We start from the raw sequence: 18,466 nt of genomic DNA on the forward strand, positions 1-18,466 counted from the left end.
ACCACCGAGGACGCGGCCTCCATGGCCCCGGCGACCACCGAGGACGCGGCCTCCATGGCCCCGGCGACCACCGAGGACGCGGCCTCCACGGCCCCGGCGACCACCGCCCGCACCTCCGTCGCCCGCACCGTCACCGAAGTCCTCCAGCCCCGCAACGTCCTGCTGGCCGGGATGCTCGCCATCGGGCTCGCCGCCGCGGGCGACTGGACCGGGCTGCTCTGGGGGTTCCTCGGGGCGCTCTGCGCCGGGCTGGTCCCGGCCGGGTACATCGAGTGGGAGCGCGGGCGCGGCACCTGGGGCGACCGCCATGTCGTGGACCGCACCAAGCGGGCCCCGATCTTCTTCGTCATCCTCGGTTCGATCGGGGCCGGTTCGGTGGTGATGGTCCTCGGGAACGCGCCGGGCGGCATCCTGGTGGCGATGCTCGCGCTCTGGGTGATGACGATCGGGCTGCTGGCCGTCAACACGGTGTGGAAGATCTCGGTCGACTCGGCGGTGGCCTCGGCGGTGGTGGCCCTGCTCGCGGTCGTGCACTCCCCCTGGTGGCTGGCCGCGTACGCGCTGACGGTGGCCGTCTGCTGGTCACGGGTGGCCCTCGGCTACCACACGGTCGCCCAGACCGTGGCGGGCGCGGCGCTGGGGGCGGCGACGACGCTGGCGTACGCGTTCGGGGGCTGACGCACGGCCACCGGGGCTCCGGCACCCGTTCGGACGGCCTCGTCCCCCGCCGGTGCGGCGTGCCCCCGCCGCCCGGCCCCCCGCCCCTACCGTGGCCGCCATGCGCGTACTGGTCACCGGCGGAGCCGGGTTCATCGGGTCACATGTCGTCGCCGCGCTCACCGCGGCCGGGCACGAGTGCGTGGTGCTCGACGCCCTGCTGCCCTCGGCGCACCCCGGCGCCACGGCCCCCGAGGCCCCCGGCGACCGGCTGGTCGTCGGGGACGTCCGGGACCGGGAGGCGGTGGCGGGGGCGCTCGCCGGGGTCGACGCGGTGTGCCACCAGGCGGCGATGGTGGGCCTGGGCAAGGACTTCGCGGACGCGCCGCTGTACGTGGGGTGCAACGACCTCGGTACGGCGGTGCTGCTGGCCGAGATGGCCGCCGCCGGGGTGCGGGACCTGGTGCTGGCCGGGTCGATGGTGGTCTACGGCGAGGGCCGCTACGACTGCCCGCACCACGGCGCGGTCCGCCCCGGCCCGCGCCCGGAGGCCGGGCTGCGGGCGGGGAGCTTCGAGCCCCACTGCCCGCAGTGCGGTACGGAGTTGGTGCCGGGCCTGGTCTCCGAGGACGCGCCCGCCGACCCGCGCAACGTCTACGCGGCCACCAAGCTGGCCCAGGAGCACCTGGCCGCCGCGTGGGCTCGGGCCACGGGCGGCCGGGCGGTGTCGCTGCGCTACCACAACGTGTACGGGCCGGGGATGCCGCGCGACACCCCGTACGCCGGGGTCGCCTCGTTCTTCCGTTCGGCCCTGGCGCGCGGCGAGGCGCCCCGGGTCTACGAGGACGGGCGCCAGCGCCGGGACTTCGTCCACGTCCACGATGTCGCGGCGGCCAACGCGGTGGCCCTGGAGGCGGTCCGCGAGCGCCGGGCCGCCTCCTTCGCCGCGTACAACACCGGCAGCGGGGAGCCGCACACCATCGGGGAGATGGCCACCGCGCTGGCCGCCGCGCACGGCGGGCCGGACCCGGTGGTGACCGGCGAGTACCGCCTCGGCGACGTACGCCATGTCACGGCGGACTCGCGGCGGCTGCGCGAGGAGCTGGGCTGGCGGCCCCGGGTCGCCTTCGCGGCGGGGATGGCGGAGTTCGCCCGGGCCGAGCTGCGGGGAGCGGGGGCGGCCCACCTTGCGGAGACCCCTCGGGTCGCGGGGTCGGCCAGGGCCGTGGGGGCGCCCCAGCCCGTCAGCGCGGCGCGGGCGTACCCCACCGCCATCCGGCCGACGCCGATGGTTCAGAAGAACCTATAGGCCGAAATGCCGGAGTTGTCTCCGTAGGGTAAGGCGCGTGAACGATTCCTCTGCCGCCCTTCCCGAAGCCACCACCCCGCACACCGCTGCCCGCGGAGCCGCCCCGAGGGCCGACATCGTCCTGCCCTGCCTGGACGAGGCGGCCGCCCTGCCCTGGGTGCTCGACCGCGTTCCCGAAGGCTGGCGCGCGATCGTCGTCGACAACGGCTCGACCGACGGTTCGGCCGAGCTCGCCCGCTCCCTCGGCGCGCACGTCGTCACGGAGGAGCGGCGCGGGTTCGGCGCGGCCTGCCATGCCGGACTGCTCGCCTCGGAGGCCGAGTTCGTCTGCTTCTGCGACTGCGACGGCTCGCTGGACCCCGCACTGCTGGCCGGCTTCGTCCGGCGGATCGCGGACGGCGAGTGCGACCTGCTGCTGGGCCGCCGCCGCCCCGAGGGCCTCGGTGCCTGGCCACCGCACGCGCGCGCCGGGAACGTCGCGCTCGCCCGGATGCTCCGCCGCCGCACCGGCCTGCGCCTGCACGACCTCGGCCCGCTGCGGGCGGCCCGCCGCAGCGACCTGCTGGCCCTGGACCTCACCGACCGGCGCAGCGGCTACCCGCTCCAGATGGTGGTCCGGGCCTCGGACGCCGGGCTGCGGGTCGCCGAGAGCGACGTCCCCTACCGGCCGCGCACGGGCAGGTCGAAGGTGACCGGCACCTGGCGCGGCACCTGGCACGCGGTACGCGACATGCGCGGCGTCCTGCGGGAGCCGCCGGTGGACCGCCCGGCGGCCCCGCCCGCCGTGCCGACCGGAACGGAGGCCGCCCGATGAGCGCGTACGGGCCCACCGGCCCCACGGAGTTGCTGGTCATCGCCAAGGAGCCGGTCCCCGGCCGGGTCAAGACCCGGCTCTGCCCGCCCTTCTCCCCCGCCGAGGCCGCCGCCCTCGCCGCCGCCGCCCTCGCGGACACCCTGCAGACCGTGCTCGCCCTCCCCGCCCGGCGCCGCGTCCTCGTCCTCGACGGGGTCCCCGGCCCCTGGGTGCCGCCGGGCTTCGAGGTGGTCCCGCAGTGCGCGGGCGGCCTGGACGAACGGCTCGCGGCGGCCTTCGGGAGGTGTACCGGGCCGGCCCTCCTGGTCGGCATGGACACCCCGCAGATCACCCCCGCCCTGCTCGCCCCCGCGCTCGCCCCGGACGCCTGGGAGCGCTGCGACGCCTGGTTCGGCCCCGCCGAGGACGGCGGGTTCTGGGCCCTGGGCCTCGCACACCCCGATCCCGCGCTGCTGCGCGGGGTGCCCATGTCCGTCCCGGAGACCGGCGCGGTGCAGCGGCGCCGGCTGGTGGCGGCCCATCTCGCGGTACGGGACCTTCCGGTCCTGCCCGACGTGGACACCGCGGCCGACGCCCACCGGGTCGCGTCCGACGCCCCCGGGAGCCGGTTCGCCGCGGCGCTCGGCCGGCTGACCGGGGCGGTGGTGCGATGAGCACGACGCTGCCCCCGTCGTCGTCCGGGACCACCACGCGCAGCCGCCGGGAGACCGCCGACGCGGCGCGGGAATCCCGGGAGCCGACCGAGGCCCCCCAGTCCTGCGAAGCCACCGAAGCCCGCGGCGCGGAAGCCCGTACCGCCCCCTGGGGCACCGACCCGTACGCCAACGCCCTGCGCAACGGCCGCGGCCCGCTCTTCCTGCGCCGCAGCGACGGCTGGCTGCTGCCCCTGGAAGTCGAACGCTGGTGCTCCGAGGCCGGCGCCGCCGACCTGTCGGCCCTGCACCGGTGCGAGGGGCCGGTGCTGGACATCGGATGCGGGCCGGGGCGGCTGGTCGCGGAGCTGACCGCGCTGGGCCACCGGGCGCTCGGTATCGACGTCAGCGAGGCCGCCGTCGCCCGCACCCGGCGGATCGGCGGCTCCGCCCTGCTCCGCAGCGTCTTCGATCCGCTGCCGGAGGAGGGCCGCTGGGGCACCCTGCTCCTCGTCGACGGCAATATCGGCATCGGCGGCGACCCGGCCGCCCTGCTGGGCCGGGCGGCCGACCTCCTCTCCACCGGCGGACTGCTGATCGCGGAGACCTCACCGCTCGACATCGACGAACGCGTCCAGGTCCGCCTGGACGACGGCCGGGGCGCACCGGCCCGGGAGGCCGCGCCCGGCCCGGAGGAGACCCAGCCGTTCCCCTGGGCCCGGATCGGCACCCCGGCGCTGCTGCGGTACGCCCGCGCGTGCGGCTGGTCCCCGGCCGATCAGTGGAGCGTGGAGGGCCGCGCCTTCGTCTCGCTGCGCCGCCCGCGACCTCCCGTACGGGAGCGGAGCGCGCGGACCAGCAGCCAGAGCGCGGAGAGCGCGAACAGCACGCCGGTGATCAGCAGCCAGTTGGAGAGGTAGACGTCCGGGGTGGTGCCGGAGGCGGCCTCGTACCGCCGTGCGGTCCGCCGGGTGATCAGCGGGAACCAGACCAGCAGGAGCAGCCCGGAGAGGAAGACCGGTACGCGGACGAAGCCGACCAGGGCCCGCCGTGGCCCGAGCGCCGTGCGCAGGGCCCGGTCGGCCCCGGCGTACAACGGGACCAGCACCATGTCGTGCAGCAGCGCCGACCCGGCGAACCAGAGGAGTACGCCGAGGGTGTCGCCGTCCAGGAGGCGTACGCCCGCGTAGCCGGCCAGGCAGAAGGTGGCGACCAGCAGGAGCAGGTGCAGCGGGCCCTCGCCGTACCACCGGCGCGGCGACGAGCGCGCGGAGAGGCGCCGGGGGCGGGGCGTGGCCGGTGTCGCCATCACCGCTCCCCGAACGTCAGCGACCCGACCCACTTGGTGTTCAGCACCCCGGGCGCGGCCGGCACGATGATCCGGGCCGGGTGGCCGTGATCGGCCGTCAGGGGCTCCCCGTTGACCTCCAGCGCGAGCAGCGAACGGCCGTCGCGGACCTGGTTGTCCCGCAGGGCGGCTCTGCGGAAGGGCCCCCCGCGCTGGACCGACTTTACGAGCACCCCCGGCGGCCGGTCCGGATACCCGGCGATCGCCGCCAGATCCCGCAGCCGCACCCCGCGCCAGAGCTGGTCCGAGGTCGACCAGCCCTCCACGCACGCGATCGGGAGCGCGGCGCTGTGCAGCTCCATGGCCAGCAACTCCGCCCGGGAGAAACGGAACTCACCGGCCGGTCCGCGCACCCGCAGCCGCCAGGCCTCCCCCCGGTCCGCCGCGGTGATCTTGACGGCGGCGGCCGTCTTGTTGATCTGGAAGCCGCCGGGACCCGGTTCCGTACCACCGCGCGGGGTCAGCAGCGCGGTCCGGCGCAGCGGCCCGTCGAAGCTCCGCCCGGCCGAGGTGAGCAGCAGGAGCAGCGACCCCGCCCCGACCATCGCGAAGGCCCCGCGCCGGGAGAGGGTCGGCGGCAGCGGATCGGGCGAGGCGAGTTCGTCGCGCTCACCGGCCGGCCCGGCGCCGTCGGCCGCTCCGCGCGGGATGCCGTCGCGCAGCACCCGTACCGCGCGCGGCAGTTTGAGGGCCGTGTGCGCGACGAACCCGGCGAGGAACACCCACGCCCCGTAGAAGTGCAGCCGGTAGAACGACCCCGGGAACAGATAGTCCAGCTGGATGTTGAGCAGCCCGGTGACGAACTGGAACAGCGCCCCGCCCACCAGGAGCAGCAGCGAGATCCGCTCCAGGGCATGGGCCACCGACCGTACGGGCGGCAGCGCGAAGAACTTCGGGATCACCGACCAGAGCTTCGCCAGCAGGACGGGGACGAGCACGATGCCCAGGGTGACGTGCACCCCCTGCGTCAGCCGGTAGAGCCAGTGCGGCCCGGTCGGCCAGGCGAAGAGGTAGAAGCCGAGCCACCCCTTGTCCGGGGTGGAGTCGTTGGCCGGGTCCAGGTCCGGGTTGTAGGCGGCGTACGAGAGCAGCCCGGTTACGGCCACGACGGTGAGCCCGACGAGCAGCACGAGCCCCAGCACCGCCGTGAAGCGCACCCCGCGCACCGGGCTGCGCCAGAACGCGGGGTCGACGGGGGTGCGGTGGCGGATGCGGCGGAGGAGGCCGGGCAGGGACATGGCCCCGACGCTAGGCGCCGGGGCCCGAACGGGAAGCGCCACGGCCCCGGCCTCACCCGCGCGCCGCTCGTACGGCCCAGCGGTCGGGCGCCGGGCCCTGTCGTACCGCGGGAACGCGGCCCGGCGTGCATAGCGTGCCAGCGTGAAGACCGAGGACGAGGACATGGACCAGGCGGACCGGGCCGATCGGACGGAACGTCGTACGGAAGCCACGCACCCCACGGGGACGGCCGGGAAGCTCCCGCCCCCGGAGGACGCACGCGCCCGGCGCCACGACCTCACCGCCGCCGCCCTCGCCGCCCTGCTCGTCACCGCCGCCATCCTCATCGGCCGGTACGTCCAGAACCGGACCGGCACCCTCCACGCCCAGTGGCCACCCCTCCTGGCCTCCTGGGACCCCCACCTGGGCCCCGGCACTCCCGCCGCGCTGACCATGGCCGTGCTGGTGATCGCGTACGGCCCACCGCTCGCCGCCCGGCTGCCCTGGCGCGGGCTCCTCGCGGCGGCCTGGGCCGGGTCCACGGTCTGGGTCTTCTCGATGGCGCTGATCGACGGCTGGTACCGGGGCGTCGAGCGGCGGCTCACCACCAAGCACGAGTACCTGCGGGTGATCGACCGCTTCGACGACATCCCCGCCACCCTGCGCGACTTCACCGACCACATCCTGTTCGGCGAGCCCGGCAACTGGCCCGCCCATGTGGCCGGGCACCCGCCGGGCGCGACGCTGACCTTCGTCTGGCTGGACCGCATCGGGCTCGGCGGGGGTGCGTGGGCCGCCGTCTGGTGTGTCGTCGTGGGCAGTTCGGCGGTGCTGGCCGCCCTGATCACCGTGCGCGTCCTGGCCGGTGAGCAGCTGGCCCGGCGCGCGGCGCCCTTCCTCGTCCTCGCCCCGGCGGCCGTCTGGGCGGGCGTCTCCGCCGACGGGTACTTCGCCGCCGTCACCGCCTGGTCGGTGGCCCTGCTCGCGCTCGCGGCGACGCGCCGGGTCCGCTTCCCGGCCGCCGCCGCGGTGGGCGGGGGCCTGCTGTTCGGGTGGACCTGCTACCTCAGTTACGGACTGGGGCTGATGGCGGCGGTCCTGCTCGCGGTCCTGGGGCTCGCCCGGACGGCCCGCCCGGTGGTCCCGTTCCTGCTCGGCGCGCTGGTGGTCCCGGCCGCCTTTACCCTCGCCGGCTTCCACTGGTGGACCGCGTACCACCTGCTGGTCGAGCGCTACTACCAGGGCGCGGGGGGCGTGCGCCCGTACGCGTACTGGGTCTGGGCCAACCTCGCCTGCGCCGTCCTCGCGGCGGGGCTGGCCGCCGTCGCCGGAGTGCGCCGGAGCGCGTCGTACGCCCCCGGGGCCGTACGGGCGCTCCGCACGGGCACCCCGGCACCGCGTACGGGCGACACGGCACCGCGTACGGGCACCCCGGCACCGCGTACGGGCGACACAGCGGCCACCGCCCCGGACTCTGCCACCGCCCCGGACTCTGCCACCGCCCCGGACTCCGCCGCCGCACCCGTTCCCGCCCAGCGGCTGGCGCTGCTCGTCCTGGCGGCGCTGGTGGCGCTGCTCGCCGCCGACCTCTCCGGGATGAGCAAGGCGGAGACCGAGCGCATCTGGCAGCCGTTCCTGCTGTGGCTGCTGCCCGCCGCCGCGCTGCTGCCCGCCCGGACCGCGCGGTACTGGCTGGTCGCGTCGGTGGCCCCGGCGCTGCTGATCAACCATCTGCTCTGGACGGGCTGGTGACCCGAACGCGCCCGGACCCCGCCGACCCGTCCGTTTGCGGGGGCGGGGCGGAGCCGGTTACGTGGAACGGGCGACGCATCAGGAGAGTCCGGCCCACGCCCCGCGTACACCTGGAGGTACCGCCGATGGCGAAGAAGAACCGTTCCGCGTCCGCCAAGGGCATGCGCGGCAGCAAGGTGGGGCTGGCGCTGAGCCTGGGCAGCAGCGCGCTCGCCGTCATCAGGGCGTCCAAGCAGGTACGGCGGGCCAAGGGCTCGAACGGCAAGCTGAACACCGCCGACGCGATGGCGGGGATGCTCCCGCTGATCACCTCGGCCGCCCTCGTCCTGCGGCAACTGCGCGGCCGGCGACGGGAGAACTGACCCGGGGGACGGCCCGCTCGGACCTGGCGGCCGGCCCCTCATCCGGCCCCGGCCCACTCGGACCTGGCGGCCGGTCCCTCATCCGGCCCCGGGGGTCCCCGACCCGGCGTCCCGGCCTCATCCGGTCCCGGGGGCCCCCGACTCGGCGCGGCCGGTCCCTCATCGGTCCAGCGGCCGGTCCCTCATCCGGTCCAGGAGTCCGCGCCCCGGCGGGCGGCCCCTCATCCGGTCCCGGGAGTCCCCGGCCTCCGCAGCACCGGCGGCCCCTCCTTGATCCGGGAGGCCAGCACCGCGATGTCGTCCTCCGCGTCCCCGCCGAACCGGTCCAGCACCTGGTCGAGCAAATCCTCCAGGCCTCCGGTGCGCGGCAGGGTCAGGGAGGCCAGCCGCCCCACGGAGACGTCGATGTCCTCACCCCGGCGCTCCACCAGTCCGTCGGTGTACATGAACAGCACCGTCCCCGGTCCGCACGGCACGGCGGTGGTCCGGTAGCCGCCGAACCCGGTGCCCAGCGGCGGCCCGGACTCCACCGGGACGATGCGCGCCCCGGCCGCCCCCGGGTCGATGAACACCGGCGGCAGATGGCCCGCACTGGCCACCTCGCACACCCCGCCGAACCGGTCCACGACGGCGAGCAGGCAGGTCGCCGCCCGGTCCAGCCCCGACCGCTCCACCATCTCGTCGAGCTGCTCCAGAATCCGGTGCGGCGGCAGGTCGTCGCCGGCCAGCAGCCGCAGCAGCGAGCGGTAGTGGCTCATCGCCACGGCCGCCTCAACCCCGTGGCCCATCACGTCGCCCATCGCCTTGAGGTGGCGGCCGTCCTTGAGCGGGACGACGTCGAACCAGTCGCCGCCCACCAGGACGCCCCGGTCGGCGGGGAGATAGCGGGTGGCGATCTCCACGTGCGGGTGGGGGCCGCGGGGCTCGGAGAGCAGGGAGCCCTGGAGCTCGCGGGCGATGCTGTGCTCGTGGTCGTAGCGGCGGGCGTGGTCGAGGTCGACGGCGGCCCGCCCCGCGAGTTCCCGGGCGACCACCACGTCCTGGTCGGTGAAGGCGGGGGACCCCTCGGCCCGGACCAGGCTGAGCGCGCCGAGGGACCGGCCCCGGGCGGTGAGCGGGACGACGAGCGCCTCGCGCAGTCCGAGGGCCTGGGAGGCGATGATCCGCTCCGAGGTGAGCGCGCTCCGGCCGCGCTGATGGTCGGCCCACTCGTCGAGGACCGGGTCGTTGTCGGCCAGGCAGCGGGTCACCGCGGAGTCCGCCGCGAAGTCGACGTACTCCCCCGGGTGGCCGAACATCTGCACCTGTTCGTCGAGCGGGCCCTCGGCCCGCAGCGCGGCCCGCCGCAACCGCAGGACACCGGACTCGGCGCGGCGGACGGGGTGGCCCACCTCGGGCGGGAAGATGTCGACGGCCGCCACGTCGGCGAAGGCCGGCACCATGAACTCGGCGAGCTCCCGGCAGGTGGTGTCCATGTCGAGCGTGGTGCCGATCCGGACGGCGGCCGTACTCAGCAGGGCCACATGGGCGCGGGCCTCTTCGAGCTCGGCCCGCTGCCGGGTGATGTCGGTGATCTCGACGACGATCGCCACCAGCCCGCACACGGACCCGCCGGTCTCCAGCCGGTGGTAGGTGGCGCGCCAGAGGCTCAGGTCGTCGGAGTCGGCGGCCCAGGTCCGGCCGCTGACGGTCTGCTCGCGGGGCTCGCCGTCGCGCAGGACGCCGCGCAGGACGTCGGCCTGGCCGCGGAGTTCGGGCAGCACTTCGGAGAAGGTGCGGCCCAGGTGGGACGCGGCGGGGAGGCCGTTGAGCCGTTCGAGCGCCGGGTTGACGTAGGTGTAGCGCAGGTGCGCGTCGAGTACGGCCACTCCGGCGGGGTTGCCGTCGAGCAGGGCCGCCACGGTCGCGGGGTCGAAGGACGACGGCATACCGTCGCCGCACGCTTCGGCCTGCAAGGGCTTCTCCTCCGCCGTAGATCGGCCTCCGGATCTCCATCCTGGGCGGCTGCCTCCGGCACCGCATCCGCAGAGCGGCGGGGGCGGGGCGGGGGTGGGCGCCCGACGGGGTGGGCGATGGGGCGGGCGGTGGGATCAGGGGCTCGGCTGGAGTCCGGCGCCCCGCTCGGCCCGCAGCCGGTCGAGGTCGAGGGTGCCCTCGGTGGGTTCGGCGGTCGGCGGCAGGCCGAGGGCGGCGGTGACCGGGCCGGGCAGGGTGCCCGTACCGAGCAGCCCGGTGACCAGGGTGGTCGTGAGGCGGTGCCAGGCCGGGGCGCGGCGGATCATCGCGTGGTCGCCGCCCCGGACGGTGACCATGCAGGTACGGGCGCCGGCGCGACGGGCCCGGGCGGTGAGGGACTGGGTGGCCTGGGGGCTGGTGACCCGGTCCCGGCTGCTGTGCACCAGGACGATGTCGCGCCCGGCGAGCTGGGTGACCGGGTCGCCCGGCGGGCACCAGGGGGCGAGGCCGACGACTCCGCGTACGAGGGGGTGCCCGGCGGCGCGCAGGGCGGCGCGTGCGCCCATGGAGTGGCCGAGAAGGACCACCGGTACGTCCCCGGCCTCCTCGCCGACCGCGTCCAGTGCGGCCAGCGCGTCACGCAGGGCGTCGGCGCGCGTCCCGTTCCACCCCCGGTGGACGTAGCGCACCTGCCGTACGAGGACCTCCGTACCGCCCTCGGACGCGCGGGTGGCCCGGCGCAGGGCGCGGACGAAGGGCCGCATGCGGATGCCGGAGAGGTTCAGGGGGCCCCAGGGCGGTGGCTCCGTACCGGTTTCATGGCCCCCGTGCAGGACGAGAACCGCTGCCGACGGCGGTGGTTGGGCCACACGTACCTCCAGATCCGGGTGCGGGGCCGGTCAGCCCGCTCCTGTACGTATTCGGTGCGAACCCCGTTCCGGATTGGGCCGAACGTGTCAACGGGCGGAAAGTGCCGTTCACTGTACGAGCACGGACCCGTCCGTGTACGCACCACGAACACCCCCAGAGCGTCACGAACACATGAACAGCGCCACGCGAACGCATAAGAAGGAGCCCTCATGGCGGCAGGACCTCCCCTCGGCGCCCCGGCACCGGACTTCACCCTCCCCGGCGGTGTCCTGTCGGGGGACACCTTCGACCGCGGCGACTACGCGCTCTCCGCCGCCCGCGGCCGGGCTCTCGTCCTCGCCTTCTACCCCGGTGACAACACCAGCGTCTGCACCAAGCAGCTGTGCTCGTACTCCTCGGGCATGGAGACCTTCGAAGGGCTCGACGCGGAGGTCTGGGGCGTCAGTCCACAGGCTGTGGACAGCCACGAGTCGTTCGCCCGCACCTACGGCCTGCGCATGCCGCTGCTGGCCGACGAGGGCCGGGAGATCGCCAGGGCGTACGGGGTGAGCGCCCCGGGCATCGGCGTACGGCGGGCGGTCTTCCTCATCGGCCCCGACGGCGTACTCCGCTGGAAGCACGTCGCACTCCTGGGCGCCACCTTCCAGTCGCTTTCCACCCTTGCTGATCAGTTGTCCGGCATCAAAACGGCGTAAAGATTGCCGGGTTCCGGCAGTGTCACCAACCGGGCTCTCGTGGGATCATCCAGCCAGTTCGACGGAAACATACGGGGGAAGTCGACGAACAGGGGAGTGATCACGTGACCTTCTTTCTCGGTCTCGGCATTGCGGGGATCGTCCTGCTGGCCTTTTCCCTCATCTTCGGCGGCGTCCTGGAAGGCATGCTCGACGGCGTGCTCGACGGGCTCTTCGACGGACTGCTCTCCCTCCCGGTGATCGCCGGCTTCCTGTCGATGCTCGGCTTCGGCGGGGCGATCGTGCTGGGCACCACGGGTGCCGGGACGTTCGTGGCCACCGTGGCCGGCATCGCGGCCGGAGTCGTGGCGGCCTGGCTGACCTGGAAGTTCAGCCAGGCCCTGATGCGGGACCAGACGTCCTCCACACCGCGCGGCGGCGACCTCGTCGGCACGTCCGGGACGGTCGTGACGGCCATTCCGGCCGACGGCTACGGCGAGGTGATGCTGCGGCTGGCGGGTCACCCCGTCAAGTACGCGGCCAAGTGCCCGACGCCCGTCGTCCGGGGCGCCGAGATCTGGGTGGAGGCGGAGCTGTCGACGACATCGGTGGCGGTCCGCCCGGTGGAACGCTGACGCGCGGACCGCCGCCGACCGGATCCAGCCACCGCCCGGCACGCAACGCCCGCACAGGGCCGACACCACCACCTCGCCCTCACCCTCACCGCACGTAAGCACCCAGCACCCAGCACTTAACAGCACCTGGCACTTAACAGCACCTGGCACCACCTGGCACCGCAACAATCTGCCGTCCCCCACTCGGGAGGCAGGGGGGGACCTTTCTCATGAGTCCAGTTGTCATCGCCGTCATCGGCATCGTCGTACTTCTCGTCCTGCTCGGCCTGGTCGTCATCACGCGGTACAAGGTCGCCGGGCCCAGCGAGGCCTTCATCATCACCGGCCGCCGAGGCAAGAGGTCGACCGATCCGGTCACCGGCCTCACCAGCATCGACAACAGCGGCCAGAAGGTCGTCGTCGGTGGCGGTGTCTTCGTCGTGCCGTTCGTCCAGCAGAAGTTCACCCTGGACCTCTCCAGCCGGCACATCCCCATCGCCGTACGCGGCGCGGTCACCCTGCGCGGGGTGAAGTCCAACCTTGAGGGCGTGGCGATCGTCAAGGTCGGCGGCAGCGAGGACGCCATCCGGGCCGCCGCCCAGCGCTTCCTGCAGCAGCAGAACGGGATCGTCGGCTTCACCCAGGAAGTGCTCTCCGGCGCGCTCCGCGCGATCGTCGGCCGTATGTCGGTCGAGGACATCATCCGTGACCGGGCCGCGTTCGCCGGGCAGGTCGCCGAGGAGGCGGAGGCCAGCCTCTCCGGCCAGGGCCTGATCCTGGACGCCTTCCAGATCCAGGACATCACCACCGAGGGTTCCTACCTGGAGGACCTCGGCCGTCCGGAGGCCGCCCGCGCCAAGCAGGAGGCGGACATCGCCGAGGCCATCGCCAAGCGCGCCTCGGAGCAGGCCCGGCTGAAGGCGGCCGAGGAGATCGCCATCGCCGAGCGGACGTACTACCTGAAGCAGGCCGAGATCAAGGCCGAGACCGAAGCAGCGGCCGCCAAGGCCAACGCCGCCGGTCCGCTCGCCGAGGCCGCGCGCCAGCAGGAAGTCCTCGCCGAGCAGGAGAAGGTCGCCGAGCGCCAGGCGGCGCTGACCGACCGCGAGCTGGACACCAAGGTCCGCAAGCCCGCCGACGCCGCCCGCTACCAGGCCGAGCAGGAGGCGGAGGCCCGCCGCATCGCCCAGGTCAAGGAGGCCGAGGCGGACGCGGAGCGCTCGCGTCTGACCGGTCAGGGTGAGAAGCTCCACCGTTCGGCGCTGGCCGACGCGGTGCGCATCGAGGGTGAGGCGGACGCCGCGGCGATCGCGGCCAAGGGTGCGGCCGAGGCCGAGGCCATGCACAAGAAGGCCGACGCGTTCGCGCAGTACGGTGACGCGGCCGTCCTCCAGATGCTGGTCCAGGTCCTCCCGGACGTGGTCGCCAAGGCCTCCGAGCCGCTGAGCGCCATCGACAAGCTGACGGTCATCTCGACGGACGGCGCCAGCCAGCTGGCCCGTACGGTCACCGACAACGTGGCCCAAGGCGTGGAGCTGCTCAGTTCCACGACGGGCGTCGACGTCGCCGCTCTCCTGGAGAACCTGAAGAACCGCACCGGCGGCCCGTCCTCGCCGTCGCCCGACACGTCCTCCGCGCCACGGAAGAACGACAAGGACAAGATCGAGATCACGGACTGACGCGTTCCCGCCTCGGCCTCATCGCCTGTGCCCGGCAACGTACTCGCGTCGCCGGGCACAGAGGCGTCCGCGCCCGACGGACCGACGGACCGACGGACCAGGGGAATCCGCTCCTCCGCTGGACGGCGCCCAGGGCGAACGTCCCAGGAGCGGGAGTGACATCGCCTGGGCGAACACCGCACCATGAGGAACGCTGCGGAAATCGGCCAACTACACCTCCGCGAGCGGCCGCCCGGGTCCGATGACGGGGCACCGGGGGGCCGGACCACCGGTCGCAACGGGAGCGGCCTACTGCCCGCCGCTGGCCCCGGACGCGGCGGCAGCAGCGAGCCGCGCCCGCCACCCGTCCGGACTGCGCCCGGCTTCCACGGCAGCCGCAGCCTCTTCGGCGAGATCGACCCCAAGATCGGCGGCCCGCCGTTCGGCCCAGCGGGCCCAGGCGGCAGCCTGTTGGCAGTCGGGGCACTCGGTCTCCCCCGCCATGGACCGGAAGACATGCTCGGTCCCGGGCCCCTGGCAGGTCACCAGCGGCGCGACATACGGAGGAACGGGTGGCGGAGCCTCCTCCTCCACGGCCGCCGGAGCAACAGGAGCCCGCCGCTGCCCCTGCGGCGCTTCGGGCATCTTCTGCATGAGCCGATGCCCCAGGAATCCCACAGCCGACCGCACCCCACCCTCCGGCAGATCACTGCTCAAAACCCGCCGAAGCTCACCCACCGAGACCCCGCGCCGCAGCCACTCCACAGCCTGCGCCACCAGCCCTCGGGCTTCGAGAACCCCGAGGTGCAACTCCCGACTGACATGCCGAAGGGACAACAGAACCCGTTCAGCCTCGGCCTCTTGAGGTGGCAAGGCTTCCAAAGTGACGCTCTCCGCCGGTGCTTCGGTGGGTGGGCGGGATGAGCTCTTCTCCCGTTCTTCCTCTACCGGTAGTTGACGACCGACGGTCCGGGGACCCGGCTCACCGACGGTCGGAAAGTGCGCACTCGGAGACGCACCAGCGCCCACGCCGACTTCCCGCCACACGGCAAGGGCGTCGGCATCGCTCAACGGGACGTTGGAGAACAACTGATGGGTGACCCACAACCCCCGTTCCCCCGAGACCCGCCGTTCATGCACGAAACCATGCATGACCAGTTGCTCCTTGGCCTTCTGATAGGCGCGCCCCTTGACGCCGATCTTCTGGGCATGCTCGGACAGCGCCAGATGCGTCCGCTCATCGGGCAAACCCCTGTACGTACAGCAGCAGGATCTTCGCGTCACTGCACAGACGCGGATGACGCACGACATCGTGCGAGGCCTTCGTGTAGCGCCGAACCGGCGCGATAGCATGCCAAAGCATCCCGGTGGAGTTCCGTTCCACTAGTTGGGTGAAGGCCCTCGGCTAGGTGCTGTAACACCACCGGGGGCCGCCCCATGTGCGCGCAACGCACACACAGAGCGTGATGACCCGATCACAGTACAACAGGCGGACGGGCACTCGCGCCCAAAACGAACCGAGAGGGCTCCAAGTCCCCCGTCAGTGACTCGTGAACGACCTGCGAACGTTCATCGGTCGAACTGCCGAACTGTCGAAAACTCGACGCCGCCCTTCACCCCTGCTGGGACGCTGGTCTCCATGACCACGCCACTGACCGCCCGCCAACGCCTCTCCGAGCTCCACCGCTATGCGGCCGTAAGCGGCGAGAACTTCACCCACCAGAACCTCGCATCGACGCGCACGAACCAACTGCGCTTCGCGCGCTGCTCGTTCGCGGGGGCGGACCTCCGCTACGCGACCCTGGAGGGCTGTTGGTTCAAGTTCTGCGACTTCACCGGCGCAGACCTGCGCGGAGCCTCCCTGCGCGGCGCGGTCCTGGCCGGCTGCAACCTCCGGGACGCCGACCTGCGCGACACCGACCTGACGGGCGCGAAACTGAGCAGCGTCAACACGGGCATCCCCCTCCTGGGCCCGACCGACGTCACGGGCGCCCGCTTCGAGGGAACGTCACTGCGCAACGTCCAGGCGGACGCGGTCATCGGCTGGCCGACGGTACTGACGCGGAGCGAGCACCCGTCCTAGCGTCACACGCGACAGGATCAGGAGAGGACGTCGCCACCCCCGGCGGTGTATCGGCCGCAGATTGTCCACGCGAATGATCGCAGGCCGGCCCCCCGAGTGCGGTGGGGCCGCAGACCCCGAGCTCACGTCCCCTCCAGGGGTGATACCGGCCATACGGGCCCGACCGTCGCCGACCCGTAGCACCCGTTGCGATCCCTCCTGGGGCTATCCCGGCGCCGAAGCCATGGAGCGTGCCCGGCGCGATCAGGTGATGGGACCCTCCAGAGATGATGACGACCCGCTGCCGACCGCACCTCTCTCGACGTTGCGAGGCCGGTCGGGATGATGACACCCGCACCGCCCGGGCCCACAAGCGCGCCGCGCACGCGTTGGAATCCCCTCGGGGGTTGATGAAGACTTGCCCCGGACGGGACGAGCAAGCCCATACCCGAGTTGTTGCGACCCCTCCAGGGGGATCACGGCCACACAGGTCTGCACGGCCCGCTCTGCCACGGCGTCATGTTGCCTCTCCAGGGGTGAACACGGCACCGGCTCGGCGCGGGCGGTTGGTACCAGCGGTTCTGCTGCTGTTGCGACCCCTCCAGGGGTGATCACGGCACCCCGCCACGGAGCGCAGCGGAGAGGCGCCCCAGAATTACGTTGCGCCCTCCAGAGGTGATCACGGCACGTCGAGACCCCGCACGGGATCGGCACGATCACCTCGTACTGGACGTTGCGACCCCTCCAGGGGTGATCACGGCGCGCATCCCGTCGAGGACCTCGCGGGGGTCGAAGCGGGTTGCGACCCCTCCAGGGGTGATCACGGCCCGTTCCCCATCAAGTCCCGGCAGTTTCGCCCTCGTTCACGTTGCGACCCCTCCATGGGTGATCACAGCCCGACCGACACCGTCGGCGCCCTGATCGCCCGGTGCGCGTTGCGACCACTCCAGGGGTGATCACGGCCCAGGCTCGCGGCTGGTCCAGGGCCAGGCCCACGGTGTTGAGTTGCGACCCCTCCAGGGGTGATCACGGCCCCCTATTCCGCGGGCGGCCCCGTTGTGCTGGGTCAGGGTTGCGACCCCTCCAGGGGTGATCACGGCACCCCATCACCCCGAACGCGGCGCGCCGTGCGCCCTGTGGTTGCGACCCCTCCAGGGGTGATCACGGCACTCAGGTCGTTGGGCAGGCCCCAGAGTTGCCCTGCGCGTTGCGACCCCTCCAGGGGTGATCACGGCACCCTGTGGCTGCGCTGGGACACCGCCCTGCGTTCCCCGTTGCGACCCCTCCAGGGGTGATCACGGCACCCGATCAGACCGCACGCGAAGACCTGGAGGCTCTCGTTGCGACCCCTCCAGGGGTGATCACGGCACGCCGGATCAGTCGCCGTTGGTGGCCTGACGCTGCTGTTGCGACCCCTCCAGGGGTGATCACGGCACACGCCGCTGAGACCGCCCGTCAGACCGCAGAGCGTGAGGTTGCGACCCCTCCAGGGGTGATCACGGCACTGCGGTACGGCGTTCCCTCTTCCCACACCAGGTGCATGCGTTGCGACCCCTCCAGGGGTGATCACGGCACCACGACCCGGCTGCACGTGATCGCCTTCGCGGACGCGGTTGCGACCCCTCCAGGGGTGATCACGGCACTGGACGTCTCCAGCCTCGGCGGCATCATCACAGACATGTTGCGACCCCTCCAGGGGTGATCACGGCACTGACGGCCATCGTGCTGGTGCCCTGGACCCTGCACGCGTTGCGACCCCTCCAGGGGTGATCACGGCACTCGACGTCGGTGCGCATGATCGCGTCGCTCTCGGCGAGTTGCGACCCCTCCAGGGGTGATAACGGCACGTGCCCGTGCTGAGTTGGCGGCTGTGCGGGAGGAGATGTTGCGACCCCTCCAGGGGTGATCACGGCCCCCGGTAGCGGAGCGAGGTGTGCTCCTCGCGCTCCTGTTGCGACCCCTCCGGGGGTGATCACGGCCCCTGCCGCTGACCAATACCGACCAGCCCCTCAACGAGTTGCGACCCCTCCGGGGGTGATCACGGCCCCACCGCGGAATCACGCTCAGTGCTCCCGCACGCTACGTTGCGACCCCTCCGGGGGTGATCACGGCCCCCAGCGCGTTGCGGGCGCTGAGCCCGAGCCCGTTGAGTTGCGACCCCTCCGGGGGTGATCACGGCCCCATCGTGTCCGCCGGGTTCGTGTGGATCGACAACCAGTTGCGACCCCTCCGGGGGTGATCACGGCCCCGGGAGCAGTCGGCGGGGTCGCGGGCGGCGTACGCGCGTTGCGACCCCTCCGGGGGTGATCACGGCCCTCGCGGCGGGAACGCCGCGGATGCTTGGCTACGGGTTGCGACCCCTCCGGGGGTGATCACGGCCCGACGCGGTCTGGCCCGGTGTCGTGCCCCGTCGTCCGTTGCGACCCCTCCGGGGGTGATCACGGCCCTCCGCGACGTGCGGCCCGACATCGTCGTCGGCCAGTTGCGACCCCTCCGGGGGTGATCACGGCCCTCGCCGGGGTCCTGGAGGAGTTCCCACC

Annotated in this window: 14 protein-coding genes, 1 pseudogene and 1 CRISPR repeat array (1 of these 16 running past the window's edge); of the genes and pseudogenes, 11 read left to right on the top strand and 4 right to left on the bottom strand. The window is 73.3% G+C overall.

Features of this window, described 5'->3' with window-relative positions:
• Positions 1-54 precede the first annotated feature (54 nt).
• From ACIQAK_RS10735 to ACIQAK_RS10755, 5 genes are all read left to right on the top strand, one after another.
• A complete protein-coding gene (locus tag ACIQAK_RS10735; RefSeq protein ID WP_366388973.1) occupies positions 55-678 on the top strand; it encodes a hypothetical protein in 624 nt (207 codons plus the stop codon).
• Between the two features lie 100 nt (positions 679-778).
• Positions 779-1,966, top strand: a complete 1,188-nt coding sequence (locus ACIQAK_RS10740; protein ID WP_366388756.1) for an NAD-dependent epimerase/dehydratase family protein — start codon at positions 779-781, stop codon at positions 1,964-1,966.
• 37 nt (positions 1,967-2,003) lie between these two features.
• The gene (locus ACIQAK_RS10745) at positions 2,004-2,780 is read left to right on the top strand and encodes a glycosyltransferase family 2 protein (RefSeq protein ID WP_366388755.1); all 777 of its coding nucleotides are present in this window, start codon (positions 2,004-2,006) and stop codon (positions 2,778-2,780) included.
• Positions 2,777-3,433 (top strand): DUF2064 domain-containing protein, encoded by a 657-nt coding sequence (locus tag ACIQAK_RS10750; RefSeq protein ID WP_366388754.1) that lies wholly within the window; start codon positions 2,777-2,779, stop codon positions 3,431-3,433. Before ACIQAK_RS10745 ends, ACIQAK_RS10750 begins: the two co-directional genes overlap by 4 nt.
• Positions 3,430-4,332 carry a class I SAM-dependent methyltransferase gene (locus tag ACIQAK_RS10755; RefSeq protein WP_366388753.1) on the top strand — a complete coding sequence of 301 codons (903 nt, stop codon included), beginning with the start codon at positions 3,430-3,432 and terminating at the stop codon, positions 4,330-4,332. The genes ACIQAK_RS10750 and ACIQAK_RS10755 overlap by 4 nt, the downstream gene beginning before the upstream one ends.
• A gap of 388 nt (positions 4,333-4,720) precedes the next feature.
• Here the strand turns inward: ACIQAK_RS10755 and ACIQAK_RS10760 are convergent, their stop codons facing one another.
• Entirely contained in the window at positions 4,721-5,998 is a 1,278-nt protein-coding gene (locus ACIQAK_RS10760) for a molybdopterin-dependent oxidoreductase (protein ID WP_366388752.1), read from the bottom strand.
• A gap of 163 nt (positions 5,999-6,161) precedes the next feature.
• Here ACIQAK_RS10760 and ACIQAK_RS10765 point away from each other — a divergent pair, with 163 nt between their 5' ends.
• On the top strand, positions 6,162-7,730 hold the full coding sequence (locus tag ACIQAK_RS10765; RefSeq protein ID WP_401847994.1) for a hypothetical protein: 1,569 nt from the start codon (positions 6,162-6,164) through the stop codon (positions 7,728-7,730).
• A 125-nt stretch (positions 7,731-7,855) separates the two neighbouring features.
• Positions 7,856-8,092, top strand: a complete 237-nt coding sequence (locus ACIQAK_RS10770) for a hypothetical protein (RefSeq protein ID WP_366388750.1) — start codon at positions 7,856-7,858, stop codon at positions 8,090-8,092.
• Between the two features lie 221 nt (positions 8,093-8,313).
• On the opposite strand, the gene ACIQAK_RS10775 is transcribed toward ACIQAK_RS10770, so the two are convergent.
• Entirely contained in the window at positions 8,314-10,020 is a 1,707-nt protein-coding gene (locus tag ACIQAK_RS10775; RefSeq protein ID WP_366388972.1) for a SpoIIE family protein phosphatase, read from the bottom strand.
• Positions 10,021-10,182: 162 nt separating this feature from the next.
• Complete coding sequence (locus tag ACIQAK_RS10780) at positions 10,183-10,917, bottom strand: alpha/beta fold hydrolase (RefSeq protein WP_366388749.1); 735 nt, start codon at positions 10,915-10,917, stop codon at positions 10,183-10,185.
• A 210-nt stretch (positions 10,918-11,127) separates the two neighbouring features.
• Here ACIQAK_RS10780 and ACIQAK_RS10785 point away from each other — a divergent pair, with 210 nt between their 5' ends.
• The 3 genes from ACIQAK_RS10785 to ACIQAK_RS10795 all read left to right on the top strand — a co-directional run bounded on the left by ACIQAK_RS10785 (position 11,128) and on the right by ACIQAK_RS10795 (position 13,885).
• Positions 11,128-11,613 carry a peroxiredoxin gene (locus ACIQAK_RS10785; protein WP_366388748.1) on the top strand — a complete coding sequence of 162 codons (486 nt, stop codon included), beginning with the start codon at positions 11,128-11,130 and terminating at the stop codon, positions 11,611-11,613.
• 104 nt (positions 11,614-11,717) lie between these two features.
• Positions 11,718-12,227, top strand: a complete 510-nt coding sequence (locus ACIQAK_RS10790; protein ID WP_366388747.1) for a hypothetical protein — start codon at positions 11,718-11,720, stop codon at positions 12,225-12,227.
• Between the two features lie 209 nt (positions 12,228-12,436).
• On the top strand, positions 12,437-13,885 hold the full coding sequence (locus tag ACIQAK_RS10795) for an SPFH domain-containing protein (protein WP_366388746.1): 1,449 nt from the start codon (positions 12,437-12,439) through the stop codon (positions 13,883-13,885).
• A 288-nt stretch (positions 13,886-14,173) separates the two neighbouring features.
• Here the strand turns inward: ACIQAK_RS10795 and ACIQAK_RS10800 are convergent.
• Positions 14,174-15,227 (bottom strand): annotated as a pseudogene (locus ACIQAK_RS10800) (hypothetical protein).
• Between the two features lie 276 nt (positions 15,228-15,503).
• Between ACIQAK_RS10800 and ACIQAK_RS10805 the strand changes: the two are divergent.
• On the top strand, positions 15,504-15,947 hold the full coding sequence (locus tag ACIQAK_RS10805) for a pentapeptide repeat-containing protein (RefSeq protein ID WP_366388745.1): 444 nt from the start codon (positions 15,504-15,506) through the stop codon (positions 15,945-15,947).
• 433 nt (positions 15,948-16,380) lie between these two features.
• Positions 16,381-18,466: direct repeats of the CRISPR family, unit length 29 nt; unit sequence GTTGCGACCCCTCCGGGGGTGATCACGGC; it runs 574 nt beyond the window's last position.

Source organism: Streptomyces sp. NPDC088706 (genome assembly GCF_044752765.1).
GTDB lineage: Bacteria > Actinomycetota > Actinomycetes > Streptomycetales > Streptomycetaceae > Streptomyces.